At 58.3% G+C, this 25,749-nt stretch carries 18 protein-coding genes and 2 pseudogenes; 12 read left to right on the top strand and 8 right to left on the bottom strand.

Annotated elements, in window-relative coordinates; genetic code table 11:
- Positions 1–17: 17 nt before the first annotated feature.
- Positions 18–1,277 (bottom strand): NAD(P)/FAD-dependent oxidoreductase, encoded by a 1,260-nt coding sequence (locus HGP16_RS11420; protein ID WP_168840126.1) that lies wholly within the window; start codon positions 1,275–1,277, stop codon positions 18–20.
- Positions 1,274–1,591, bottom strand: coding sequence for a MocE family 2Fe-2S type ferredoxin (locus HGP16_RS11415; RefSeq protein WP_168840125.1), 318 nt, complete (start codon positions 1,589–1,591; stop codon positions 1,274–1,276). Before HGP16_RS11415 ends, HGP16_RS11420 begins: the two co-directional genes overlap by 4 nt.
- A 178-nt stretch (positions 1,592–1,769) precedes the next feature.
- Between HGP16_RS11415 and HGP16_RS11410 the strand changes: the two are divergent.
- A pseudogene (locus tag HGP16_RS11410) lies at positions 1,770–2,593 on the top strand (LacI family DNA-binding transcriptional regulator).
- Positions 2,594–2,775: 182 nt separating this feature from the next.
- Here the strand turns inward: HGP16_RS11410 and HGP16_RS11405 are convergent.
- Complete coding sequence (locus HGP16_RS11405; RefSeq protein WP_168840124.1) at positions 2,776–3,810, bottom strand: sterol desaturase family protein; 1,035 nt, start codon at positions 3,808–3,810, stop codon at positions 2,776–2,778.
- A gap of 189 nt (positions 3,811–3,999) precedes the next feature.
- Positions 4,000–4,929, bottom strand: coding sequence for a sugar ABC transporter substrate-binding protein (locus HGP16_RS11400; protein WP_168840123.1), 930 nt, complete (start codon positions 4,927–4,929; stop codon positions 4,000–4,002).
- A gap of 230 nt (positions 4,930–5,159) precedes the next feature.
- Between HGP16_RS11400 and HGP16_RS11395 the strand changes: the two genes are divergently transcribed.
- The 5 genes and pseudogenes from HGP16_RS11395 to HGP16_RS34400 all read left to right on the top strand — a co-directional run.
- Positions 5,160–5,993: a sugar phosphate isomerase/epimerase family protein gene (locus tag HGP16_RS11395; RefSeq protein ID WP_168840122.1), complete on the top strand. Its 834-nt coding sequence runs from the start codon at positions 5,160–5,162 to the stop codon at positions 5,991–5,993.
- 50 nt (positions 5,994–6,043) lie between these two features.
- On the top strand, positions 6,044–7,171 hold the full coding sequence (locus HGP16_RS11390) for an S-(hydroxymethyl)glutathione dehydrogenase/class III alcohol dehydrogenase (RefSeq protein ID WP_168840121.1): 1,128 nt from the start codon (positions 6,044–6,046) through the stop codon (positions 7,169–7,171).
- Between the two features lie 192 nt (positions 7,172–7,363).
- On the top strand, positions 7,364–7,585 hold the full coding sequence (locus HGP16_RS11385) for a hypothetical protein (RefSeq protein WP_168840120.1): 222 nt from the start codon (positions 7,364–7,366) through the stop codon (positions 7,583–7,585).
- A 111-nt stretch (positions 7,586–7,696) separates the two neighbouring features.
- Positions 7,697–8,068: a PsiF family protein gene (locus HGP16_RS11380; RefSeq protein ID WP_168840119.1), complete on the top strand. Its 372-nt coding sequence runs from the start codon at positions 7,697–7,699 to the stop codon at positions 8,066–8,068.
- 226 nt (positions 8,069–8,294) lie between these two features.
- Positions 8,295–8,501: pseudogene (locus tag HGP16_RS34400) on the top strand (LLM class flavin-dependent oxidoreductase); the annotation flags it as partial.
- 43 nt (positions 8,502–8,544) lie between these two features.
- Here HGP16_RS34400 and HGP16_RS11370 read toward each other — a convergent pair.
- From HGP16_RS11370 to HGP16_RS11355, 4 genes are all read right to left on the bottom strand, one after another.
- Positions 8,545–8,754 (bottom strand): hypothetical protein, encoded by a 210-nt coding sequence (locus tag HGP16_RS11370; protein WP_168840118.1) that lies wholly within the window; start codon positions 8,752–8,754, stop codon positions 8,545–8,547.
- Positions 8,755–9,205: 451 nt separating this feature from the next.
- On the bottom strand, positions 9,206–10,381 hold the full coding sequence (locus tag HGP16_RS11365; protein WP_168840117.1) for a site-specific integrase: 1,176 nt from the start codon (positions 10,379–10,381) through the stop codon (positions 9,206–9,208).
- Positions 10,378–10,782: a type II toxin-antitoxin system VapC family toxin gene (locus tag HGP16_RS11360; RefSeq protein ID WP_168840116.1), complete on the bottom strand. Its 405-nt coding sequence runs from the start codon at positions 10,780–10,782 to the stop codon at positions 10,378–10,380. The genes HGP16_RS11365 and HGP16_RS11360 overlap by 4 nt, the downstream gene beginning before the upstream one ends.
- On the bottom strand, positions 10,779–11,036 hold the full coding sequence (locus tag HGP16_RS11355; protein WP_168840115.1) for a type II toxin-antitoxin system VapB family antitoxin: 258 nt from the start codon (positions 11,034–11,036) through the stop codon (positions 10,779–10,781). Before HGP16_RS11355 ends, HGP16_RS11360 begins: the two co-directional genes overlap by 4 nt.
- A 197-nt stretch (positions 11,037–11,233) precedes the next feature.
- Between HGP16_RS11355 and HGP16_RS11350 the strand changes: the two genes are divergently transcribed.
- The 6 genes from HGP16_RS11350 to HGP16_RS11325 all read left to right on the top strand — a co-directional run bounded on the left by HGP16_RS11350 (position 11,234) and on the right by HGP16_RS11325 (position 25,742).
- Complete coding sequence (locus HGP16_RS11350; protein ID WP_168840114.1) at positions 11,234–12,364, top strand: RHE_PE00001 family protein; 1,131 nt, start codon at positions 11,234–11,236, stop codon at positions 12,362–12,364.
- A gap of 146 nt (positions 12,365–12,510) precedes the next feature.
- Positions 12,511–16,131 carry an ATP-binding protein gene (locus tag HGP16_RS11345; protein WP_312867311.1) on the top strand — a complete coding sequence of 1,207 codons (3,621 nt, stop codon included), beginning with the start codon at positions 12,511–12,513 and terminating at the stop codon, positions 16,129–16,131.
- Between the two features lie 88 nt (positions 16,132–16,219).
- Entirely contained in the window at positions 16,220–18,640 is a 2,421-nt protein-coding gene (locus HGP16_RS11340; protein ID WP_168840113.1) for a type I restriction enzyme HsdR N-terminal domain-containing protein, read from the top strand.
- 277 nt (positions 18,641–18,917) lie between these two features.
- On the top strand, positions 18,918–19,787 hold the full coding sequence (locus HGP16_RS11335) for a hypothetical protein (protein WP_168840112.1): 870 nt from the start codon (positions 18,918–18,920) through the stop codon (positions 19,785–19,787).
- A gap of 73 nt (positions 19,788–19,860) precedes the next feature.
- Complete coding sequence (locus tag HGP16_RS11330; protein ID WP_168840111.1) at positions 19,861–22,467, top strand: PD-(D/E)XK nuclease family protein; 2,607 nt, start codon at positions 19,861–19,863, stop codon at positions 22,465–22,467.
- Positions 22,468–22,496: 29 nt separating this feature from the next.
- A complete protein-coding gene (locus tag HGP16_RS11325) occupies positions 22,497–25,742 on the top strand; it encodes an exodeoxyribonuclease V subunit beta (protein ID WP_246705514.1) in 3,246 nt (1,081 codons plus the stop codon).
- Positions 25,743–25,749 lie beyond the last annotated feature (7 nt).

Below are 25,749 nucleotides of genomic sequence, written 5' to 3'. Positions count from 1 at the left end.
GTCGTCTGCTCATGAGTTCACAAAACAGCTATCTCTTGCGCTGCCTTTGGCAAGAGAGACTTCAGGTTCACGCTGGCCGCCAAAGCCTCGATCGGCGGAATGACGCGCTTGGCGATCAACATCTCGCTCAGCTTGATGTCCTTGGCAATTTTATTGCCGGGACCGACGCCGCTTGCGGCGACCATCCGCCGTTCGCCATCAAGATGAAACAGGATGAGGGCGCCGTCGCCAAGGTCCCGTCGAACGACTATTTGTCCTTCATCGGCGAGGCCGGCGATTTGAAGCGTATGATCGTATTGGTCGGACCAGAAATAGGGAACGGCCTGATAGCTGCGCGCCGCGCCTGTCAGATTGGCGGCGGCAAGGATGCCCTGATCCTGCGCATTGCGCCAGGCTTCGAGGCGCAGCCGGCGTCCGCCGTATAGGGGATGCGGAAACGAACAGCAGTCACCGGCGGCATAGATATCCGTCACCGACGTCTCCAGGCGCTCGTTGACCGCAATGCCGTTGTCGACCGCAATCCCGGCCTGAGCGGCAAGCTCGGTGCGCGGCTGCGCGCCGATTCCGACGACAAGAACATCCGCCGAGATCATATCTCCCTCGGAGAGGAAGATGGCAACACGCTGTTCGTCCGCTTCGATCCCGAGAACCGTCACGCCGCATTTCACGACGACGCCGTTACGCCGATGCAGGGCAGTCATCGTTTTGGCAATCGGCTCGGGCACACCGCGCTTGAGAATGCGCTCCTGCGACTCGATGACCGTTACCTTGGCTCCGCGACTGCGCGCCGATGCGGCGACCTCCAGGCCGATGAAGCCGCCGCCAAGCACGGCGACGTGCATATCGGCCCGCAGCCAGGAACGAAGCGTCAACGCGTCATCGAAGGTCCTCAGATAAAACATCCGTCCGCTGGCGGGCGCGTTCGACAATCGCCGGGGTGCGGCGCCTGTCGCCAGCAGCAATTTGTCATAGGGCAGTGTCCGGCCATCCGAGAGGACCAACTGTTTCCCCACGATGTCTATGTCGCTTGCCGATGCACCGCTGACGTGCCGGATCGCCCGCTCATCGAGCCGGATATCATTGAGAACGGCCGACGCTTGCGGCGTGGCTTCGTCGAGCAGAACCTGCTTGGAAAGAGGCGGCCGCTCGTAGGGGAGATGAACCTCGTCGCCGATCAGCGTGATTGCCTGCCGATAGCCATTCTCCCTCAAGCTCAACGCGGCGCGTGCGCCGCATTCCCCGGCACCGACGATGATGATACCCGTATCGCTGCTCATGCCTCGATCCCGATCATGATACGATCGCCTTCCACTCTGACCGGGTAGGTTTTCAGATTGACGCACACCGGCGCGCCGCGAGCCTCGCCTGTCTTGTAGCTGAAGCGGCCATTGTGCTTCGGACACTCGATGATGTCGTCCATGACGAGCCCATCAGCCAGATGGATCTTTTCATGCGTGCAAAGGCCATCGGTCGCGAAATACTCGTCGTCGGGGCTACGATAGATGGCGAAGGTTCGTCCGGAGTGATCGAAGCGGACGACATCCTCCTGATCGACTTCGCTGGCAGCACATGCATCAACCCATGTGGTCATTTCTTCCTCCTCATTGCAATCTCGCAAAGCGCGAAAACCGTCGCCAACTCTTGGGAGCAAGTTGACGTTGCGCCTTGATCGCGCATCGTTTTCTCCTCCCGGCTGGTTCCAAGCATGCGTGAGATTGCCCTTCACATTCCACGCCGATTATGATCATTTTTCCTCAAGGAGGAGCGGAATGAAAAAGAACCGTCTGGTGGATATCGCGGCGGCGGCAGGCGTTGGCCTTGCAACGGTGGAGCGCGTTCTCAACGAGCGCGGCAGCGTCAGGCCGCAAACGGCGGAAAAGGTGGTGCTGGCAGCTAAGCGGCTGGGCTAGAAGGGGCTTATTCCAAGCCTCTATCGCGGCACGATCCGCATCGAGGTGATCCTGGTCAGGCCGGAATCGCCGTTCTTCAGCAGGCTCAACCGAGCCTTCGAGCGGATCGCCGCTTCGTCGGATAGCTCGATCACGATCCATCGGACTTTCCTTGAGGAGAATGATCCCGAGAAATTCGCCGCGCATGTGGCCAATAGCAGCATTCGCCGCCACGGCCTGATCGTTGCGGCCGTCGATCATCCGGCAATCCGTGAGAGCCTCAGAAAGGCCCACGCCGCCGGCGTCGAGGTCGTCCAGATCGTCTCCTATCTCACCGGCCGGGATGACGACGTGAAGTCCGCCGAGATGATGACGCAGGCGCTTCACCGCTGCCCGGATACTATCGGTATTTACAATGCCGGCGGCGCCAATCTCGGTGTCGGCTCGGTGCTTCAGCGCTTTCAGGAGCAACGGGGAAGGGAACTCGTCTGGATAACGCATGAGCTCAACGATGAAACCCGCCACTTCATCGCATCGGGCCTGATGACGCTCGTTTTCGATCAGGCGCCTGAAACCCAGGCAAGGCGCGCCCTGAATACGATTCTCTCGCGACGGGGATCATTGATCTACCTGTGAACAAGGACCCTGTACCGTTCCTGACCTATACGGTGGAAAATATCGGGCTCACCTCAAGTCACCCCTAAGTGACAGGGCCGGAGCCTGCGGAAGGAGGGCCGCAGGCTCCGGCATTTCCCGTCATCAACGGCCGGTTCGACCGGTGGCGGGGGGAGAGCCCAATCGTCGCATATGGAGCGCGGAGCTCCCTCGGCAAGTCCTTGAGATCGTTGTCCCGAACGGAGGAGCCCGGCCATGCTTTGCCTCTCCGCTAGCCCGGCGTGCCGGAGCGGCGCGCCTGCTTTTCAGCATATTTCTTGGCGCGTTCCATGAAGCGCTTGTTCATGCGGTCCTCGGCTTCTTTCGAGCCATCGTGGAAAGTGCCGAACCATTGGTCGAGCGGAATGACGCCGTCGGCATAATTGCATTCGAAAAACTTGTGGTGGAGGTAATGGTCATAAGCATGGGTATCGATCCCAGCATCCTCGCCGATGACGATCTTGTCGAAACCGGCGTGGCCGGGCGCGGGCGCAAGGGCGGTATGCGTCATATGGAACAGGGCATGGATCGGATTGGACGGTACGATCCAGTGGATGAGCACGCCCGAGAAATACAACAGATGCTCGACCGGGTGCATGGCGAGCCCGGACCAGGGGCCGGGATTGACGTTGTTGTGATGCAGCTTATGGACCGTATGGTACAGCGGAGGCCAGTGGATCAGGCGATGCACGAGATAGAAGTGCAGATCGCGGAACGCCGGGATCAGCAGCATGATGACGGTGCAATAGATCGGGTGTTCGGCAAAACCGACATAGGGAATGATGCCGTTCGCAAAAGCCCAGAGCGTCAGCACTTCGAAGGCCGTCCATAAGGGTACGGCGCTGGCGAAAGTCCAGATCACGTTGTCGACGGTCTGATTGCTGAAGAGGAAGGCGGAATTATCCTTCGACGGCCACTTGCTATTGTATTTGAAGCTCGTGCCCTGCTTCTTCTGCATATAGAGGCGCAGGTGAAAGGCGCCGAAGAACAGGAAGACCAGTGCGGCATTGCGCAGGAGAAGATAGGCGATCCAGGCCGGCGCCAGCGTCTTCATGGTCTCCATGGAGGGCGTCGCGTAGAGCCACAGCAGCGTTGCGACAATCGCATAGACCACATTCCAGGGCATCAGATAGCCTGGATAGCCGAAGAACCATTTCAGGAAGGCGGCCGGTTTCGCCGGCCAGATGAAAACAGGCGGATATTGTAGAAGCTTGTTGGGTTTCCAGTCGCCGCGCTTGTCGCGCCTGCCGTAGAGCGTGTCGTCCATGATGTGCCTCCCTGTGAGTGGAACTATGTGGTCAGTGTCAGCGACGCCGGTTCGAAACGACAGCATTGATTTGATGAAATTTGCTCACGGCGACGGGACGTTCGCCGGGCCACAATCAGGGAAGGGGATGCGGGCAGCCTGTCCTTCCCGCGCCGGCAATGGTACTCTAAGTTGCCGACGCCTCCCTGCTCAGTTGAGGCTTTCGAACTGAACCATGTTCTCCTTCGTCACCAGCTTGAAGGGGATCCAGACTTCCTTGTCGATCTGCTCGCCCTTGGCTGCCTTCAGGGCCGTATCCACGGCGCCGCGGCCCTGAGCCTTGGCGTCCTGGAACACGGTGACCTTGAGGTCTCCCGATTTCATTGCCTGCAGTGCGTCCGGCGTCGCGTCGATGCCGGCGACGATCGTCTTGTCGGTCGAGCCGCCGGCATTCTTGATCGCTGAGATCGCGCCGAGCGCCATCTCGTCGTTATTGGCGATGACGGCATCGAACGACAGTCCGGAGGTCAGCCAGTTCGAAACAAGATCGGCGCCATCGACGCGGCTCCAGTTGCCGACTTGCTCGCGCACGACTTTGATGCCGCTGCATTCGCTTGATTTCAGCACGTCATGCACGTCCTGTGTCCGCTGACGTGCCGCCTGGCTGGTGAGGTCGCCGACCATGACGACGACATCGCCCTTGCCGCCGAGCAAGCGACAGACTTGCTTCGTCTGAAGCGTGCCGGATTCGGTTTCATTCGATCCAACGAAAGCCTGCTTCCTTCCGAGCGTCGACAGATCCGTTGGCTGTATATTGACGTAGATCAGCGGAATGCCGGCATCCTGTGCAATCTTGCTCATGGCCGGCGTGCCGTCCGAATCCACCGGGTCGACGATAATGGCCGAGACGCCGCCCGCCGCGAAGTTGCGCACCTGATCGAGCTGCTTGTTGACGTCGTTGGCGGCATCCACCACCTGCAGGTCGAGGCCTTTGGTCTTGGCGTAGTCCTGCATACCATTGGCGATCAAGGTCTGGAAATTGGTCGTCAGGTAGCCCATCGAAACACCAATCCGATCGGCGGCGTAAGCTTGCGACGACAGTACCAGCGCAAGCGCGCTTGCACTCAAAAACTTCAGCATGTTCTCCTCCCAGGAAACAGCGGCCCAAGCGACCGCTCGGGAAGAGTTACCGACGAAGCCAATCGGCGTCCGAAAGTATTTTGATGAAAAACCATCACGCCGCGACCGCCGCGACATGCGAATACATCCGCTTTGCAATGAAACGCGCTGATGATCAAAAGCCATCACCGCGGCGACTGGTAAAGGCTTCGGATTCGTGATCTGAGCAAGCCACCGGTACGGGAGGACCTATGCAAAACTTGCTCATATTCCAGTCGCTCTGGTCCATGGAGCGTCGCAGTGCTCGACATCCGGAGCTTTCTCTGGAAGAGAATATCGAAAAGATCGCGGCCGCCGGCTTTAACGGCATCAGCACCCATTGGTACGACCGTAACGTCGTTTCCCGCGTCGCGGGTCTGCTCAAGCAGCATGGATTGCAGGCGGAAGGCCAGTGCTTTCCCAAGACTGTCGACGATCTGAAGCCGGTGCTCGAGGTCGCCGCCGAACACGATGTCCATCACATCTGTCTGCAGCCTGACGTGCGGCTGCGGCGGCTGGAGGATTGCATTCCGTTGCTGGAAGGCTGGCAGCGTCTGGGGGAGGAGGCCGGTATCGACGTCTGGATCGAGACGCATCGGGACCGGATGACGACGGATCTGTTCTTCACGCTCGATCTGCTCGATCGGCTGCCTGCACTGCGGCTGCTGGGCGACATCTCCCATTTCCTCGTCGGGCGTGAATTCGCCTGGCCGGTATCCGAAGAGAACCATGCGCTCATCCACCGGATTCTGGACAGTTCCTGGGCCTTCCACGGCCGCGTCGCCTCGCGCGAGCAGGTCCAAATCGAGATCTCCTTTCCGCACCATGGGCCATGGGTCGATCTTTTCCTCGGTTGGTGGGAATATGGCTTCAAGAGCTGGCGAAAACGCGCCGACAAGGACGCGACGCTCGCCTTCACCTGCGAATTGGGACCGAAACCCTATGCCATTACGGGGCGCGACGGCGAAGATACCACCGACCGTTGGGAGGAATCCCTGCTTATGAGGCAGGAAATACTTGATTTGTGGGCAAGGATATCACGCTAACAAATCACGCTAGATACAAGCTGTAGACTATTGATTTTGGAGGGATTTCCATGGACGTTCGCGCCGCCGTAGCCATTGCCGCCGGCAAGCCGCTAGAAGTGATGACGGTTCAGCTTGAGGGGCCGAAGGCCGGCGAAGTGCTGATCGAGGTCAAGGCGACCGGCATCTGCCATACCGATGATTTCACCCTGTCGGGTGCCGATCCGGAAGGCTTGTTCCCGGCGATCCTCGGCCATGAGGGCGCCGGCATCGTCGTCGATGTCGGACCGGGGGTGACTTCGGTCAGGAAGGGCGACCACGTCATTCCGCTCTATACGCCCGAATGCCGCGAATGCCCGTCCTGCCTGTCGCGCAAGACCAACCTGTGCACGGCGATCCGCGCGACGCAGGGCCAAGGCCTGATGCCGGACGGCACCTCGCGCTTCTCGATCGGCAAGGACAAGATCCATCACTATATGGGCTGCTCGACCTTCGCCAATTATACCGTGCTGCCGGAGATTGCCGTTGCCAAGGTCAATCCCGACGCCCCCTTCGACAAGATCTGCTATATCGGCTGCGGCGTGACGACGGGCATCGGCGCGGTCATCAACACCGCCAAGGTGGAGATGGGGGCAACGGCGATCGTCTTCGGTCTCGGCGGCATCGGCCTCAACGTCATCCAGGGCTTGAGGCTGGCCGGCGCCGACATGATCATCGGCGTCGATCTCAACAATGACAAGAGGGAATGGGGCGAGCGCTTCGGCATGACGCATTTCGTCAATCCGAAGGAAGTCGGCGACGACATCGTGCCCTACCTCGTCAACATGACGAAGCGCGGCGCCGATCAGATCGGCGGGGCCGACTATACCTTCGACTGCACCGGCAACACCAAGGTGATGCGCCAGGCGCTGGAGGCGAGCCATCGCGGCTGGGGCAAGTCGGTGGTGATCGGCGTTGCCGGCGCCGGCCAGGAGATCTCGACGCGGCCGTTCCAGCTGGTGACCGGCCGCTCGTGGATGGGCACGGCCTTCGGCGGCGCGCGCGGCCGCACCGATGTGCCGAAGATCGTCGACTGGTACATGGAAGGCAAGATCGAGATCGATCCGATGATCACCCACACTATGCCGCTCGAAGACATCAACAAGGGGTTTGAGCTCATGCACTCCGGAAAGAGTGTCAGGGGCGTCGTGGTGTACTGACAAAGAAACGAAATCGGCTAAGTTTCCTGAAGGACTTGTAGCAAAGTAGGCTCAGCCTATGCTTGCGACATGAGGGAATTCGTTTGCCCAGTTTATATTTTTCGAAGTGAGCAGTTTGTTCCGCGGAGCCCGACGCTCGTCACCGTTGCTCCGCGGGATTACGTCATTGCGCTTTTCGGTGGCGGAGGCGTCATGGGCGAAGCCGGGCTTTCTTCCATATTCGGCGGAGCCGTCGTTTTTAAAAATGATGCAACGGGAGAGCTCTTCCTCGGCGTTTGGGGCGCACGTAACGCCTCGCGATTTCGCCGGCTGATCCGCACGAATATGCAAACGATCAATTTCAAAGATCCTCCTTCAGCGCGTCTTGTTTTCTGGCAAGCAGAGGAAGTGCGGCCCAGGTCGGTGAGAAAATAATAGGTTTGTAGCGACGGATAAGGTGGCAGCGATCGTTCAAGAAGGACGCCGCTCTCGCAATGTGGGCCGGCGGCTTGAACATGAATGGCCTTCAGCCAAAAGGATATGCCCATGACCCGCAAGCTGCTAAATGCGGCCGTCGCCGCTTTCTTTGTCCTGTCATCCGCAACAGTGGTCTTCGCGCAGACGACGACACCAGCGACGAGCGCTACGCCTGCTTCTACGACGACTCCCGCCACTGCGGCACCATCCTCGACCATGCCGTCGAAGGATGAAATCAAGACGGCGCGGCAGGCCTGCCGGCAAGATGCGATAGGGCAGGGCCTCAAGGGCCAGGCACGCAAGGATGCAGTCAAAGGCTGCTTGCAGCAGAAGTATCCGGTTCTGGCGAAGCGTAAGACCTGCCATGATCAAGGCACGACCAAGGGTCTGGAAAAGAAGGCTCTGCGCGATTTCGTCAAGCAGTGCATCGCCGCAAGCTAAGCTGCCGACACCAGCTTCGATCGGAATGCCATTTCCACGCATGGTCAGCCTCTACAGACCGACCATGCCAGGCTGCCGCGTAAAACCCGACGCTGGCCCTTTTTCGCGACGGCACGTCGCTTTTTCTCCCTGCCAGAGGCAACAGGAGTCAGGGCGTAAGGTGCTTTTCGATCCAGGTCGGCTTTCATTCGGCATTGTTCTGCCGGCACAGGAGAGAACCCCTTAGCTGGGGGTTGCCGCTCAAGCGGATAGATTGGGTTTCGACGCCTTATGGGTGAGGGACGTTCCCTTCAATAGCGAAAGCTATTCCGATCCGATCGGCCATGCCGGTCCATGGGTTTTTCTCGAAGCTTTAGCGGTCTCGACATCCAGGATCGCCCGGGCAACGGGCGCGATCGTGCTGCCTCTGCGGCATCCGCTTCATATCGCCAAAAGCGCATCTCATGCGAACCAGCACTTCTGCCGATTGGGATGGGCTACTTCCATGCAGCCTCGTTTTTCTTCTCGTAGTCGCCAAAGGCCTTTTTCAGGCCCCCTAGAACCTCTGCTGCGGTTTCGAACATGGCCTTCAACTGCGGCTCGTCCACCTTTTGAAGGTCTTCCCGCAGATGATCCATGGTTTCCTGCAGGCGCTTTTGCATCTTTTGCGTATGATGACGCGGATCACGATCGGCTTCACTGATCATCGGTATTCTCCTATGGTTTGTGCTTCGATGAACCGCCAATCAGTTTGGTGGTTAAAGGCCAAACTCTTTACCTCTAGTCTCGGTTCCCGATATCGATTTTCGAGAGTGTTGCTTATTTGATGGTGATGAATGGAGCACCAGGACCTTCTTCGATATGGGGCGTGATCGCGTATCGCGTCCTGGAGTTTTTGGTGCTGCTCGGCGGGGATATTTGCCAATACCTTGTCAGCAGGCAGCGTCACATCGAGATTCTCGGGCTCCGTCAGATGCCACACGAAGCGCCGCACGGCTCCGCCATCGCCAACCGCGCAGCGGTCACCTATGGCCAATAAGCGGCGGCGTGCCAATTCGACACGCAACTATCCCAGCCATACCATCGGCCATAACATGATCGCCTACCAGTATAGGCTGGCCAGTCGAATACCGCATGTGTTCGCCCCAGATTGATTTCCTAGCTCACCAGTCTTGCCGCTCGCCCGTTTTTCCGCTCGGCATTGTTGTAGTAACTCGCAGCCTGCGGCACTGACTTATGCAGCGACTGCTGCATGGCCTCCTGCAGCGGGACTCCGCGGTTCGCCGCCTCGGTCAGATAGCCCGATCGCAGCCCATGCGCCGAAAACATCTCTGCATCCAAGCCAGCCAGCTTGCACCGGCTTTTCAGGATCAGATTGACCGACTGCGGCGTCAGCGCCCGCCTGTCGATATTGCCCCACTGGTCGATCCGCCGGAAGAGCGGCCCGCTCTCGCTCTTGGCCTCCACAAGCCAACGCTTCAGTGCTTCAACCGGCCGGCCGATCAAAACGACATGTGCTTGGTCTTCGGCCGTCGTTGTCTTCGTGCGGCCGAGATTGACGGTGAGACACGGGAGGAGAGGGGAGGCGGGGTCTTTCGGATCTGCATGCACCGGCTCTTCGTCGATGAGATCCTCGACCCGCAGGTCGGCGACTTCCGAACGCCGCCGGCCGCCGGAGGCAAAGGCGGTCAACAGCAAAGCGCGATCGCGGAGATCGACCAGGCGCTCGCCGTTACAGGTGGCCAGCAGCTTTGTCAGAACGTCAGCGGTGACCGCTCGTTTGCTCTTGCGGCGGCGTTGCCGCGCCGCGGCGCGGACTGCGAGCCGCAATGCACTCTTTAGAGACGGAGCAGCAAAAGATCCCGTCAATCCGCGCCAGCGGGTGAGGATCGACCAAGAGGTCAGCCGCCGGCGGACAGTATCGGGGGCATGCGGGCCCTCGACACGCAGCAGGCCTTTGGCGCGCAATCCAATCTCGACGTCATCAGGCATGCCGTGAGAAGAATCCTCGGCGCGTTCGACCGGATCCCAGAGATGATGAGCGACAAATTTCAGGAGCAGGCTTTCTGGCGCCGGCCAGGGCAGGGGAGCGCCGGTCGACAGCTCGCACCAGGCTTCGAGGTAGCCGAGATCGGAGGCAAATGCGCGCAACGTATTGGCGCCCATGCCCTCCTTGGCCAGATGTTTGAGGGTGGCGACATCGTCGTCCGTCAGCAGCGTTGCCAGCTGATCGCGGTGGGCGAATGGCAGGATGGCGTCGAGCGCGTCCAGTTCTTCGGCGCGGCTTTGGACCGGATCGGCGGGCGAGGCGCCGACGATAGCCTTGCTTGTCATTGGGTAACCGACGCGGGATGACATCTCACGTCCGTCCGCCCGAAATTATTCCCCTTGAATAGCAAGGGCGCCTTGGCAATCGCGGCAACGGCGTACGAATAGCAGTCGCCCATATTAAGGCCGGCTGGATGGCGACCTTTACCAAACAGGTCGAAGGCCTTCTCGGCAGCATAATAATGCCGCTCGCCAAAGGCCACCGCGGTCACATTTGGCAACGCCACGAGCTGTGAAATGATGGTTGCAGCGTTGGGAAAGCTCTTGCCGCTGAGCACCATTCGTGCCTCAAGCAAGGTCGGCCAGCCAATGACGACTTCCCCACGGGTGACGAGCGCATGAAATCGTTCAGCTTCTGGCTCTCCCAGTGACGTGGCCACAATCACCGACGTATCGACGGCGATCATTTCGGCAAACCGTTTTCGTCGTAGAGATCATCGTGGGCGGAGGTGGTGCCGGATGGCACGGACCGTCGGCCCTCCGCCATTAACTCCCAAAGCGTATCGGCTGGCGTCTGTGCCGGCTTTTGCCGCAGTTCTTGATCGTAGTGCTCGAGCGCGATCTCGACGAGCTTGTTAATCGGTTGGCCCGTGCGTCTAGCCAGTGCGTGCGCAAGATCGCGTGCCTTGCTGCTGCGGATGGAAAGCTGCGGTTCGGACATTTTGAGCGCTCCTGGCACGGATGACATGACGCTAAGATAGGGCTTTGTGGCGAGGATAGCAAGGTTCGACGGTCAGATGGCTCACTATCGATACTCGGTACTTATCGATGGTTAAAGCATCAACTCGCAGTCATACCATGTGAGGAATAGTAATTTGAATATAGAGTTCGTTTAGCAAATCGTTTACCATAAAATCAATGGCTTACGATCTCGAAAAAATCAGCATGAGTGCCCTGATGCGGCCAGCTTTCGACGCGTGCACCGCGCTCACCCGTCTCGACGAGCGGATCGCCCGCTCGCCGGTCGGCGCGGGCTGGATTGAGCGCATTCATTTCGCCGACGCTTGCGCCTCGCTGTGGATCGACGGCGAACTTGTTCATCTCGAAGACCTCGTCCTTCACGACGCCACCCGCGATATTCGCACACCCACCCACGAACTCACCATCGCCCGCGATGTGCTGCGAACTCGCCGGCGCATTGCCGGCCAACCATCTGACTGGGCGCTTTCCGCCGACGGCATTCGAACGCTGCGGCAGACGGAGCCAGTGGCGTCGATCGGCGCCGACGAAGCAGAGGCGGGCGGCGCCACCAGGCGCGCCGTCGCGATCGATCTGGTAGGGGAGGGGGAAAACGCTGACAGTGGCGAAGATCTTCCCGGCGTCGACTATGCTGACATCGATGCCGTGCTCGCTCGATCGGAAGCGGCGATCGCGAACGCCACACGGCCCGACCGCGGCGGCGGGGCCGAAAAAGATCCGATGATCTATGATCTGGATTGGGACGAGGACGAGCGGCTGGAGGAGTGGCGTGGGGTGTTGCGGCAGGCGCAATATTTGCCAGCGGTGCTACAGTCTATCATCGCCCTCGATGCCTGGAACGAACTTTCCGTCCTTCAGCACGCGCCCTGGCTCGGCCGGCTGCTGGCCGCGTCGATATTGCGTCAGGCCGGCGTTACCACCGGCGCGCATCTTGCCGCCATCAACCTCGGCCTCAAAACCATTCCCGTCGATCGCCGTCGGCATCGTGATGGGGAGACCCGGCTGCTCGCCATCGCCCACGGATTTTTGGCGGCGGCCGAGATCGGCATGAAAGAGCATGACCGGCTGGCGTTGGCGAAAACGATGATGGACCGGAAGCTGGAGGGGCGGAGGACGTCTTCCAAATTGCCAGAATTGGCAGAGCTGGTGATGGCGCGGCCGCTTGTGTCGGCCGGGATGGTGGCGAAGACGCTCGACGTCACGCCGCAGGCGGCGCGACGGATCGTTTTGGAACTCGGCCTCAGAGAGATGACGGGGAGGGGGAGGTTTCGGGCATGGGGAGTCTTGTAGTCATTTGGTCGTCTGAGCCTCGAATACGCAGTCAGAGCAATTTCCAAAGATCAGGGGCTGTGTACAACCTAAACTTTCGCCTTTGCGGTGCATCGCCCACCAGCTACAAAACAAGAAAAGCGGCTTTCTTACAATGGATGCATCGAGTGAAGATCACATCGTTATTTAGATGGTGCGCGTCGGTGTTTGCACAAAAAGCAAAAGATACGCCATCTAAATATGTGGATCTTGCTCCAACTGATGAGGCTGACGAGCACGGCATCTACGCGGATGCGTTGATGGTCGCGACGAACAATCCGAATGTCTCCAACATTGCGCTGACTGGCCCCTACGGATCTGGAAAAAGCAGCATCATCAAAACTTTCCGTCGGAGGTATAACAGACCAGTCCTTCAAATTTCGCTTGCCGCTTTTTTACCAGAGGCCGATGGGTCCGTTACAACCAACGAAACCCAGGCAGCGTCGCCCAAAAAAGGCAATGTCAGCAAGCAGGAGATCGAACGAAGCATCCTCCAGCAGATGCTCTACGGCGCGGATTCCAACAGTTTACCGCTTTCGCGCTTCAAACGCATCCAGACCCCCAGGTGGTGGTCAAAGTTCACCTCGCTGTTCATCATGGCTGGGCTGTTTTCTTGCTGGCACCTCTTTAGCAACCGAGATGCCGTCCTGAGCGGTGAGTTTTTCAAGCCCGTCGCCTTTGCAAACTGGCTTAATTTCGCAACATTTTCGGTTGGGTTTCTCTTCGTCTGGCTTGCCTTCCACCAGATATATATAAAAAGTCTCGGCCTCTCCCTAAAAAGCATTTCGCTTAAAGACATTGAAATAACGCCGGAGACAGCAAAAGAAGAATCGATCCTCAATAGGCACTTGGACGAGATTATATATTTCTTCCAAGCCACCAAGTACGATCTGGTCATTATAGAGGATCTGGATAGGTTCAATAACCCTGAAATTTTTGTGACGCTTCGGGAAATCAACAGCCTGGTAAACGCTAACGCTGGAGTTAAACGACCGATCCGCTTCCTCTACGCCCTTCGCGATAATATGTTTGTAAACACGGATAGAACCAAGTTTTTCGAATTTATTGTTCCCGTTATTCCGATCATCAATAGCTCAAACTCCATCGACAAGGTGATCGAACAGGGGCAGCGACTGTCCTTGGATGAACGGCTAGACAGGCAGTTTCTTCGTGAGGTGTCTCGCTATCTTAGCGACCTGAGATTGATCCATAATATTTTCAATGAATACACCGTCTATGTTGCAAATTTGGAAACTGACGGCGAGAACATTCTCGACGCAAACAAACTACTTGCCATCCTGATTTATAAGAATGTACTGCCGAGCGATTTCGAAGAGTTACATCGCGAAAAGGGAAAACTAGCTGAGATCCTCAGCCGCCACGATTCATACGTGATAAGTGCTGAGGCTCATTACAAAGCACAAATTTCTCAATTAGAAAATCAAATCAGCGACGCTGAAAGGCTTGTACCGAGCGATCTGGAAGAACTTCGCAAGATTTACGCTATGGCTTTAATTGCGAAACTTCCGCAAGGCTTCACGTCCATTGTGAGACCGAATGGTGAAAATGTCCCATTCTCCGGCCTGACGATGCATCCAGATTTCGAAGAGGTCATCGAGCAGGATCATATTACGGCGCTGCAAGCATACTACAATAATCGCCAGAACGTTAACATCAAAGGATTTCAGAGTTCGGTAAGTGAAGTTCTCACATACAGAGATCGAAAGGCGCTGATCGAGCGCAAGTCTGCCGAATTCAGAGCCACTGCAGCCAGAAGCGTTAGAGAACTTAGACTGAAAATCGCTGCTTTACGCACGGCAAAATTCAACGAGCTGGTTCGCGCAAATTCGGGAGACATCGAAGATTTATTCGACGCTTTCGGTGAAAATAGCGAGCTTGTAAGGTTTCTGGTGCTCGAAGGATTCCTTGATGATACGTACTATCAATATACTTCTTTGTTCCATCGTGGCCGGCTTTCGCCCTCAGACAATAAGTTTCTCATCCAGATCCGGAGCTTCAAGGCTCCGGATCCTGAATTTCAGGTCGATAACCCGACGGAAGTCATCGCGGCCATGCGTGACGATGATTTTCGCCAGAAATTCGTGTTGAACGTCACGTTGGTTGACTGCTTGCTTGGTAATTCTGGCCAATACAATAGCCAAATCGTGAAGCTTATCGACTATGTCTCATCGAACTTTGATGAATGTGCACCCTTCTTTTCGGCATACTATCAAACCGGCCAGCGTAACAGCGAGTTCCTGACAACTCTCGTAAATCGATGGCCAGGATTTGTAGCCGCCGCAGTTGCGGGTCCACAGAACGCGGTTCATGTTGCACGCTTGATCGCGCATCTGCCTGCGAAAGTGCTCGAAACTCTGCCTCGTAAAACTACCGAAATCTCTGACTATTTGGCTTCGAACCTTGCTTCGGTTCTCGCTCTCCAAGTCGATTTCGAACCGAGTCGATTGGCCGTCTTTCAGTTTCAGACCGAAGATCTTGGCAGCGTTGGACCCTATCCAGCGGCCGTCCGAGTGTTGAGCGATCACGGCCTTTACACGATCACTGCGGAGAACGTCGGTTTCATATTTCGCAACGTATTGGGATCCGGCAGTACGGCGGACTTGGAGATCAAGCACTACTCAACCGTCTTGCGGGAGGGATACGCGCCGTTGACCGACAAGGTCCATAGTGATTTTGACCGCTACCTCAAAGGCATACTTCTTCGGCCTGGCAACTCGGAGGAGGATGTTTTGGTGATCCTGGATGTACTTAACCACGAAGAAATAGGATCGGAGTTTTTGGAGCAGTTCCTTGAGCAGCAGCGAGCGAAGCTACCGACGCTGGAGCGGGTCCCGAGCCGACTTCGATCTGCCGTATTCCGTTTATCAAGAATCGAACCATCTTGGGAAAACTGCTTAACTTTTCTATCAAGCGAAGAATTCGATGCTCAAATACTCACTGCCTACCTGGAGAGGACCGAAGTCAGGTCGATATTGTCGCAGGTACCTGTCGGTGGAGAGAATGAAGCTCGTCCCGTTCGTCTCTTCCTGTTCAATAACGATGATTTCGACATCGACTCCTATCGAGCCTATATCCGAAGACTTCCAAGAAAATTCGACCAGTTCTCCGAGACTGTTGGTGAAGAAAAGCTGCGTGTTCTCGTTGAAGAGGAGGCCGTCACCTTCTCTGAAAAAGCATTTTCATTTCTCGTTGGAAAGGATGCGCTACAGGTTCTATTCGTGACAAAGAATATCGACAGCTTCCTGACCAATGAAGACAAATATTCGGTAAACGATGATTTCCGTGAGAAACTCCTCGATTCAGCCATTGGTGATGAGCAGAAGCTCAAAGTCATCGCCAAAATGGACCTGACCGCACTAGGAGTCTCGGCACATCGTGCTTCACTCATCGGCCGTATTATACATCGCACAGACGCAAATGTGAGCAACCTGCCGGCAGAAGCTGCCTGCGCGATGGTCGTAAACCTTGGGCCCGTCGAGATCCAAGTCGCAATGTTCAATAGATGCCAAAAGCTGATGTCTGACGAGCAGGTCAGAGCCGTAATCCAGCAGTTGCCGAAACCATATTCGGAAATCGAGCCAGGCTGGCGACAACCGACAATACCAAACACACCAGAAAACCAGGAGTTAGTGCGATGGCTGCAGTCGCGCTCGATCATTTCATCATCGAAGGTAACGGTCTCCTTCTTTTCCGACGCCGAAATTCGAATCTTTAATTTCAGGAAATAGTGGTCATGGCTGCTGCAGCCCTGGTGAGTTGAAGTTTGAGTCTTGAGGACGATCCGATCACTCTTTTCGCCAAACGATACGGTTCACAATGAACATCAAAAACAAAGATCGAAGCACAAAAACCTCCCACCGCAGGCCCCCTGAAGCAGAGCTAGAAGCGATGATGTCCGAGGCGCTGGGGAGGGCATTTCCGTCTGTTCCACGACGCAATTTTCGCCTTCAGGAACGCTTCGTGGTGACAGTCGGTCATGAAACGCTCGAGGTGGATGGTCTGCGCGATTGGAAAGCCGTCGGACGCGCGGATATCATCCTGTTCCATCAGGATCGACCGCTCGCCGTCGTTGAATTGAAACGCACCGGGTTGGACCTGACGGACGATGATCGCCGTCAGGGTCAGAGCTACGCAAACCAGCTGACCCCGCGTCCCCCTCTGGTGATCGTTACCAATGGGAGCGATTGCCGTCTCTCCGACAGTTCGACAGGTGCCCCTTTGGTACCGGAGTCGACCGAAGGCGAGATCGTTACCAAGCTCTTCGAGAACGCGGCGAAGGTCGCAGCCGCCAATTTGGATTGGGCGATCGAGGTCCTGATGGGGCCGGACGCCGGCGTGTGGCCAGGTGCGGTCCGCGCGCGAACGCGTCACGTGCTCGATCAAATGACCGGGGCCGCATCGACGCATGCCAAACCGTTTGTCAGCAATTTCCTAATTCCCCGGGTCGCGACGGTCGCCGTCAAGCGAGCTCTCGATGCGGGGCAGTCGACCATTTTGATCACTGGAGCGCCGCTTAGCGGAAAGAGCCATATTCTGCGGGAATTTGCAGAACGCATGGCGAGCTCGAAAACTTACGCTGTTTTCCTGGTCCGCGGTGGGCGTGGAGGGGCAGGCCTCTTCCAGAGGATTGCAAATATGCTGTCCGCCGCGCTCGAGTGGGCCGTTACGGAAGACGACATCCGACAATGGCTCAGGCGCCTCTCGCGCAGTGTTGGCGACCCTGTGCTCGTCCTTGCAATTGACGGAGTCGTTCCCGGTTCACCGATTGCGAATGACATCGAAGAAATTTCTGAGTCGGGTTTCGGCTCGCGGTTGCGGCTTTTGGCTACGACCGACGACGCCAGCGGCTTGCTCTCCGGCTCGAACGGCCGTGATGTTACTGCGCTGGGAGAGGCCGCCCAAACCATCCAGGTCGAAGTGCTGAGCCAGATAGAGTTTCAAAAGGCGCAAGAGGTTCTCGCGGGCCACCGGATCGGTTTTCTGAAAGGAGCGGATTTCGCCGGCGAATACCGCGCTCCCTGGCTGCTTCGGACCCTGCTCGCCGATGTTAGCCAGGATAGGCGGCACGCGGACCATGGCGTGGTGCTGTCCTCCATGTTGGGTATATCGTTCATCGATGCAGTGAGAAAGCGATTTGCGGCAATTGGGGAAGCGGCTCGCGGCTTCCGCCTTATTGCGCGCGACTTCGTCGCCGATGTGGCACGGACCTCGAGCGAGCTCGCCTTGGAAATTTCGCATGGGTTCGTGGTCCGGCGTGATGCTCTGCAGCAGCCGGCGCGTGACGTCATCGAGAGCCTCACTGCGCAAGGATGGTTGCGGACCTATCGCCATGCTGGCGGTGAAGATGTGATCGCGCCACGCGCACCTGACCTGTTCCTGAGTGAGTTGGCCTACGCCATCTCGGAGGAACTGGAGCTGCAGGCTGCGGCGAATCCTCAAGAGGCCGGCCACTGGTTGGCAGATCGCCTCGAGGGCGTCTTCCTTGGAGACCTGATCGGAGCACAAGCCATTCGAGATATGGCCACGAGGCAGGGCAGCTTCTCAAGCGGCCTGCTGGTCGGACTCTATGATCGAGCACCCCGCGCGAAACCCTTCAAGGAGGGCGTGGTTGCTTTTCAAAAGCCTGATGGCACGCTTCAGGATCTTCGCATCAATGGCGATGGTACGATAACGCTGCTGGACGCGGCGAGACAGCCCCTAGGAGACCCGGTTGATCTCGAAGGTGAGCTACCGCAGACCTATGGTCCGATGGTAGGGTGGATGATCCTTGCCCAGCTCGCCTATCTCCCTGCAGCGGTCGGGGACGACGATCAGCCGTCGATGGGTGGCTCTTTGCTGCTTGAGATCGGAACCTGCCCGTTCCCGTTGATGCGAGCGGCCCGCGACCCGATCGGGCATCTAGTTCACGATATCGCCGGGCACGGGTCGGTGCTTTGCGTCGAAAACGGTATCGTCGAACCCGCGACATCGGCAATGCAGCAATTCTTCACGGCCCAATGGAAAGACGCTGACTCGTGGCTCGACGAGGCATTGTCTCGTAATTCGCTGCCCCTTTTGAATCGTATCCTGATTGCTTTGCGTCAGGTTCGTCACGTTTCTACCGGAGCCAGGAAGGAATGGGCGAAAAAGGTGCTCAAAGATCGAATCGATCCCGCGATCGCGGCCATCCTGAAGCAGGACAAGCCTTCGTCGAAACGTCCTGGGAAGAAAGTGCGTAAGAACATTGGTCAGAAGTAGCCGTTCGTTAGGCTGGTCTTCTAGAACGGCAATTATCCGCCAACAGGAGACATAAATAAAGTGAACGGGTTAACGTCAGTTATCTCCGATAATGACGGTATGCCTATGTCAACCTCTGAGCTGAGCTTGAGGGAGATGACCGGGAGGGGAGGTTGCGGCCGTGGGGATACTCTAGCCGCAAGCGTTCGGAGCCCTACCTTTTCTCGAAGGCAAAGCGGGTGCAACAATAACTAGTTCAAAAGCAGAACCGGCACGTAGGTCGACGAAAAGAGGAGCAATGGAGCCCGGATCACCATCGTTAAAGCTCTTGTGCCCCGGATGTGGGGCTACAATTCAGGAAATTCTGAAAGAAGCGCCGCCCTACGACCTCATGGCTGATCACGGGTCCGAAACGCAGGGTTCTGTCTACCAAGCCATAGTTTGCAGCAAGTGCGATCGTCGGTTTCAAGTTCATGTCAGGAATACGGGTTCAGGCCTGGTAGCAGGGCTGCAGGATGAAACCACGGCGGTCAGCGTGATCGATGATCCGACTACGAGTCCAGATGACGAATGGGATACTGAAGCCTATCAGCGCGAAAACCTGCCAAATGACCCTGGGCAGATCTTCAAGTTTGCGACCTACGACATCGACTTTATTGCCGGCGAGGTGGAGAGCGGAGGCCATGGATCGGTTGCTGCGCTGAACCGCATGTTGCTGGTCCAATACTTTTCCGCGATCGAGGCGTATCTTAGCGACCGCCTGATCCGCCTGCTGCTCGACAATCCCAAATCCTTGGCAGCACTCGTTATCGGCAACAAGGAATGGGCCGGCGAAAAGATTAGTGTCGTTGAGCTTGCATCAAATGCACATGCTTTTCGCGACTGGGTGCACACGCGCTTGCGCGAGCTGATGTACCACAACTTCGTGAAGATCGATCAATATTATCGAAGTGCGCTCGGCTCTACGATATTTCCCGATGAAGCGACGAAAAAAGTACTTATGGAGTTCGTTCCTGTACGGCATGATTGCGTCCACCGTTACGGTCGCGATCACGACGGTCGAGAGCGTACAATAAGTAAAGTAGATCTTGATAAGCTGGGTAGCGCCCTTGAAAACATGGTCGCCCACCTTGAGGGATTGTTTGTCCGGCGGCGCACAAACGGGTGAGGCATTGTTGGGTGCCTGCATGGCAAACTCCGGGATAGGTGACTGCGCGAGGCCAAGATGTGGGGGCGGAGAAATGTCCATTCATACCGTGATCGTCGATGGCCCCCTTTCATTGCGGATGCAACGGCTCGCTGCTGCGCGCGAAGGCGCGATCGGGCGCCAGATACTAACGCTTCCCCTTCTAGCTGCTCGGCTCGCGGGCGGCTTCATAGCTCCAGCTTCACGAGAAAACTTGTATCCCGCGATACGAGCGGGTCTTGCCGCTGGGATGTACGACGACATCGGACAGGTCTCCGACCTGCCCGGAATGCCATCTGCTGTACTCACCTCACTCCGAAGCTGGTGGGACGCCGGCATCCTAACTGAAATTGCGGATAACCCCCGCCTTCGTGACTTCACTATGCTGGAACGGCGTGTGAGAGAGGCATTGCCTGCGGGTACACTTGCCCCGCCAGACCTCGTTGAAGCGGCACTGAAGCGCCTGCACCACGCTCCAAAACTCTTGGGTTCCGTCACGCTTCAAGAGATCCCCGACATCAAGCCCATCTGGCGCCAGCTCATTGTACAGCTCTGCGATGTTGTTCCAGTGCGATGGGTCGCTCCGGCTCATTGCCAGCGGAACTGGTTCGCGGGAACGGTGGAAGCTTTGCCGGCCGGCCGCAGCCAGATCACCGCCGCCGATCTCTGCGCCGATCCGCGAAGCGAGGTGCGAGAGGCGCTGCGCTGGGCGCGGGCGCTCATTGCGGAGGACGGCATATCTCCGAGTGAAATCGCGATCACGGCCACTTCGCCGAATACGTGGGACGATACGTTTTTGGTGCTTGCGCGCGAGGCTGGGCTTCCACTGCATTTTAGCCATGGCGTCCCCGCCTTGGCGACACGCGAGGGACAGAGCTGTGCCGCGTTGGCTGATGTTCTACTGAGGGGCCTCTCGCAAGAACGCGTGCGCCTCTTGTTCGCCCGGGTTTCTCCAGCTCGTCAGAATATCCCTCTCGACTGGGCCAAGGGTTTAAGGCGAAGCGCTGCTCTCTCGACCGGGCAGCACTGGCGACACGCCCTCAGGCAAGCACGGGCCGAGCGGGCCGATGGAGATGCTGCCGAAAATGCGTTGTTACCGGTTATCGAGCTTCTCGCTCGCGGGCTCCTCGAGGCGGATCGAGCGGGACGACTTCTGTTGCATGGGCCGGCGCTCACCTTGTGGCAGGATGCCCTACGCATGGCGCCTCCTCAAGCAGTGGAGCTCTCGCTCCAGGCACTCCGGGTCGATGACGGAAAAGAGCCTGGCAGCAGCGTCGTGTGGGGACCGGCTCGTCATCTAGCCGGCGCCTCTCGCAAGCATGTCCGGCTTCTTGGCCTCGAAGCAAACGCCTGGCCGCGCCAGGCGATCGAAGATCCGTTGCTGCCGCAGCATCTACTCGGGAAGATTAGGCTTCCGTCAGCTGATATAGCCGACGAGGACCGAAGGATGCACAACCTCATCGTAAGTCAGTCTGACGGTTATGCGCTCTCACGCGGACACAGAAGTGCGACGGGTGCGCTGCAAGCCGCGAGCACGCTATGGCGCCGCGATCAGGAGCGGATCGTGAGCCGGAGCGGCATCCCTAGGCATGCCTTCAGCGAAAGCGATCGCCTGTATGCAAGACCTCCCGATGCAGGCAAGCAACGGCAGGTTCGGTCCAGCCGCGCCTGTTGGCGGGCTTGGCAGGACAGCGAGCGGCATACCATGCACGACGGGCTGGTTCGGGCCAATCATCCTTTGATCCTGGATGCACTCGCGGAGGTGCAATCCACGACGTCCATAAATCGCCTCCTTTGCAATCCGCTCGGGTTTGTCTGGGAGTACGCGCTTCACTGGCGTGAGCCCAATCTGGACCCCCAGCCGCTGGCGCTTGACCATCGCGCGTTTGGAGAACTCGTCCACGCCCTCATTGGAGGCGTTCTCCGCAACGGTGCGCCGAGGAATACCGATGAGATCGAGATCGGTCTAGCGGATGAAGCCAGGCGATTGGGCGATGCGTGGCCAATCGAACGTGCTGTCCCACCGGGTCTGCTATGGCGCCATACCATGACAGTGGCCCGCGAACGCGCATCCCGCGGGTTGAGGGATGCTCTAGGAGAACCTCGTGGCACGAGTTGGACCGAACTTACATTCGGCGAGCCCATCGCCGAGCCTCATCCTTGGACGACGCTTTCGCCCGTCTCTGTGGGAGCGACCGGTGTTGCATTTCGCGGCAGAATCGATCGGCTCGACGAGGACGGGTCTCGAGGTACGGCTATCATAACCGACTACAAGGCAGGTGCGGCGCCCGAGCGGAAGAGGACTATCGTTTTCAATCGAGGAACAGAGCTCCAACGCGTTTTCTATGCCCTGGCCGCCAGATCGTTGCTGCCGGAGGTTCGGAACGTCGAGTCTCGGCTGACCTATCTCAGACATGAGCCCGCCCGCACTTTGAGCTTGGTCCACGACGAACTCGTAGCTGCAATTGAGGAAGCGATCACCTTCACAGCCGCTGGTGTCGAACTTCAGAAGACCGGGCAGATTGCGCCGGGTCCCCAACCAGAGTTTTTTGACCCGATTTCGATCGCGCTTCCATCCGACCTAGAAGTCTACCGTCGTACCAAGCAACGTCCCTTCGCGCAGGTGAATAGCCCGCTATCAAAGCTTTGGAGCAGCCCGTGACCGCTGACCTAGATGCTCGTAGACGCGCGTTGACAGACTTCAAATCCAACATCCTGGTCGAGGCAGCCGCTGGCACCGGCAAGACGTCCTTGATGGCTGCCCGTGTTGCGATGATGATAGCGAGCGGGATTGAACCCTCCAAGATCGCCGCGATCACCTTCACCGAACCAGCGGCAAGCGAGCTTGAAGCGCGAATTCGTTGGACGATTGCGGAGCTCCGGGCCGGAAAGATCCCGCCGGCGCTTGCGAAAATACTTACTCAGCCGCTAGACGCGGATGCGCTTGCTCGTCTCGAGGCCGCGGCTCCGCAACTCGATGAGATCACGGCGACGACGATCCACGGCTTCTGCCAAGGCATCATCCGCTCGCACGGGCTCGCCGCGGGTCTGGATCCCGGATCCAGAGTGGTTGATGCGACAGTCGCCGAGGCCCTCTTCGACGAAGTGCTCGCCGAGTGGCTGAAGGACAAACTGGCGGACAGCGCCGACGAAGATGGAGCGATCGCTACTCTGGCCAAGGACGACCCGCTTGGCGTTGTCGAGCGCGTTCGCGAGCTTGCCATATTGCGCCGCGACCATCGTACCGCGAGCGCTCCTGCATCTGATTTTTCATCCCGGCCGGACCGGACATTCAACGAAGCCGTCGTGGCGTTTTCCCGCTGGCACGCCGCCGGTCCAGCCGAGGCTGGCACAGCGGATTTGATCAATGACCTGGAGCATCTCGCGGCATTCTATAACGAGACCCTGGCGAATACCGCTTTCCCAGAGCTTTGGCGCTTGACGCAGCCTCCACGCATCGAAGCGATGTTGCCGCGGTCCATCGATCTACAGCCCTATCGCAGAATGGCCGCCTGGAAGAGTGTCCTCGGAGCCGCCGAGGGCAAGCGTCGCGGTGACGAAGCGTCCGCCCGCTACGAGCAGGTAACCGCGGCATATCGAACCATGATCGGGTCGATTGCCCAGAGGCTTGTGCACGAACTTGCTGCAGCCTTGAGCGAAGTGATCGACGCGTATGACCTCCGCAAGCGTGATGCTGCGGTGTTGGATTTCGATGACCTTCTGCTTCAGGCGCGCCTTCTTGTCTGCGAGCATACGGAAATCCGCGAATGGCTCGCGTGGCGCTACTCGCATCTCCTCGTCGATGAATTCCAGGACACTGACCCGCTGCAGGCCGAGATCCTGTTTTTCATCGCGGCAACCGCGCCTCCCACCCGCTGGGAACAGGCTCAGCTTCGGCCCGGCGCGCTGTTTCTGGTCGGCGATCCTAAACAGGCCATCTATCGGTTTCGCGGGGCCGACATCGAAGCTTATGCAGTGGCAAAGTCGGTGATCGCAAAATCAACAAATGGCTGCCTGCTTGCCGTTACGGCCAATTTTCGGTCCCGGGCGGAAGTGCTCGAACATGTCAACAAGGCTTTCGAGGAGGTTCTTGCTAAGCCGGGTCAGCCGGGCTTCGTACCATTGACCGCCACGGTTAATCCCCCGCCGCTGCCATTTCCAGCCGCGGCGAAGCTCACGATCGACGTACCGCGCGATGTCCGCGCAGAGGAGCAGCGCGAGGCGGAGGCGGAGGCAGTGGCCGAGCTTTGCGCACGCCTGATCGGGGCACTTACGATCACCAGGGCAGACGGCACGGAGCGGCGCCTTCGCGCAGGCGACATTGCCTTGCTCGCGCCCACCCATACCGATTTATGGCGTTACGAGCGCGCCCTTGAAGGACACCGGATCTCTGTTGCATCTCAGGCTGGTAACGCACTTTTCCGGCGGCAGGAATTGCAAGATCTTCTGGCTCTGGTCCGAACCTTGGCCGATCCCCTGGACACACTCGCGTTTGGCGCCCTCATGCGCGGCCCTGTTGTTGGACTGAGCGATGAAGAGTTGCTCGACATTACGGCGGCGCTCAAGCCTGACGCGGACGGGCGCCGCCGATTTCAGTTGCGGACGGTGGCTGACGATGTTGTACACTCCCTCGCTCGTGAGGTACTCGTCAAACTCCAGGGTCTGCACCGTCTCGCGGCGGAACTCACGCCCATGCAATTGCTGGCGTACGCTATCGAACGCTTGAACCTCCGGGTGGTGATGGCAGCGCGTCATGGCCAACGCAACGCCCGAGCACTGGCGAACCTCGATGCAATTGTCGAGCTCGCCAGGCCTTACGGAGTCGCTGGCTTGCGAGCGTTTGCGCTCGACCTCCAGCGGGGGTGGGAGCGAAAACGCCGCCACCCTGAGGGACGGGTGGATGTCTCTGGAGACGCGGTCGAAATTGTCACGATGCACAGCGCCAAGGGGCTTGAATGGCCTGTCGTCATCACGGTGAATTCGTCAACTCGTTTCAAGCCTCAGGACCAGTTCGTCTATCGCCAATCAGACGATACCCTTCACTGGATCGTCGGCGGCATTGAGCCGCCGGACTTGGCAGCCGCCCGCAGCGAGGAAGAGTTTCGTGAAGCGAGGCAGCGTGAACGGCTGTGGTATGTCGCGACGACGCGTGCCCGCGATCTGCTCGTCATCCCCGATCTGCCAGGAGCCTCGTCGCGCTCGTGGTCCAGGGTCATGGATTTGGGACAGAAGCGCCTGGGTGAGCTTCGAACGGACATGCTGCCTGCGTCCGAAGTGACCAATGCTGATGTCCTCGTCAACGAGCAGACCGACGCGATTTTTCTCGCCGAGCGCGAGCGCATCGATGCCGCCTCGGAGTCAATCCTCTGGGATCGCCCAAGCAAGCGCGATCCAGACCGCAGCGCAGACACAACCGACAGCTTTGTTGTGGATATTACGACCGACGGCCAGCGGATTGTCGGCGCAGGCGCCCTCCGCGGCAACGTTCTTCACAAGCTTATGGAGGAGTTTCTCAACGGCGAACTGTCTGATGGCGAGGACGAGGTCATTCGGCGCGCGGCCCAACTGCTTGACCAGCTGCAAGCAGTTGTGGATGACGATCCCAACGAACGCAGGCCGGATCCCGAGGAGATGGGGAGAACAGCACTGCGGACATTGCGCATGCCCGACCTTGAGCCGTTCATGGGGCGGCTCGTGCCCGAAATTTCGCTATGGGCAGCAGCCCCGCCACGCTATCTGGCCGGCCGCGCGGATGCCGCCTGGATCGACGGTGATCGCATCGCCCTGGTCATAGACTGGAAATCGGATGTGAATCCGGATGCGACTGCGCAGGGTGCACACGCGGCACAGCTCCGTGACTATCTGAGCGTGACCGGCGCTGAACGCGGGGCCGTCGTTTACATGTCAGCTGGCCATGTCTCCTGGGTCGAACCATGAGTCCCCT

It is taken from the genome of Rhizobium sp. P40RR-XXII (assembly GCF_012641405.1).
Classification (GTDB): Bacteria; Pseudomonadota; Alphaproteobacteria; order Rhizobiales; family Rhizobiaceae; genus Rhizobium.
Note: the sequence above shows the minus strand (reverse complement) of the source record. Positions and strands in the feature narration are given on the sequence as shown.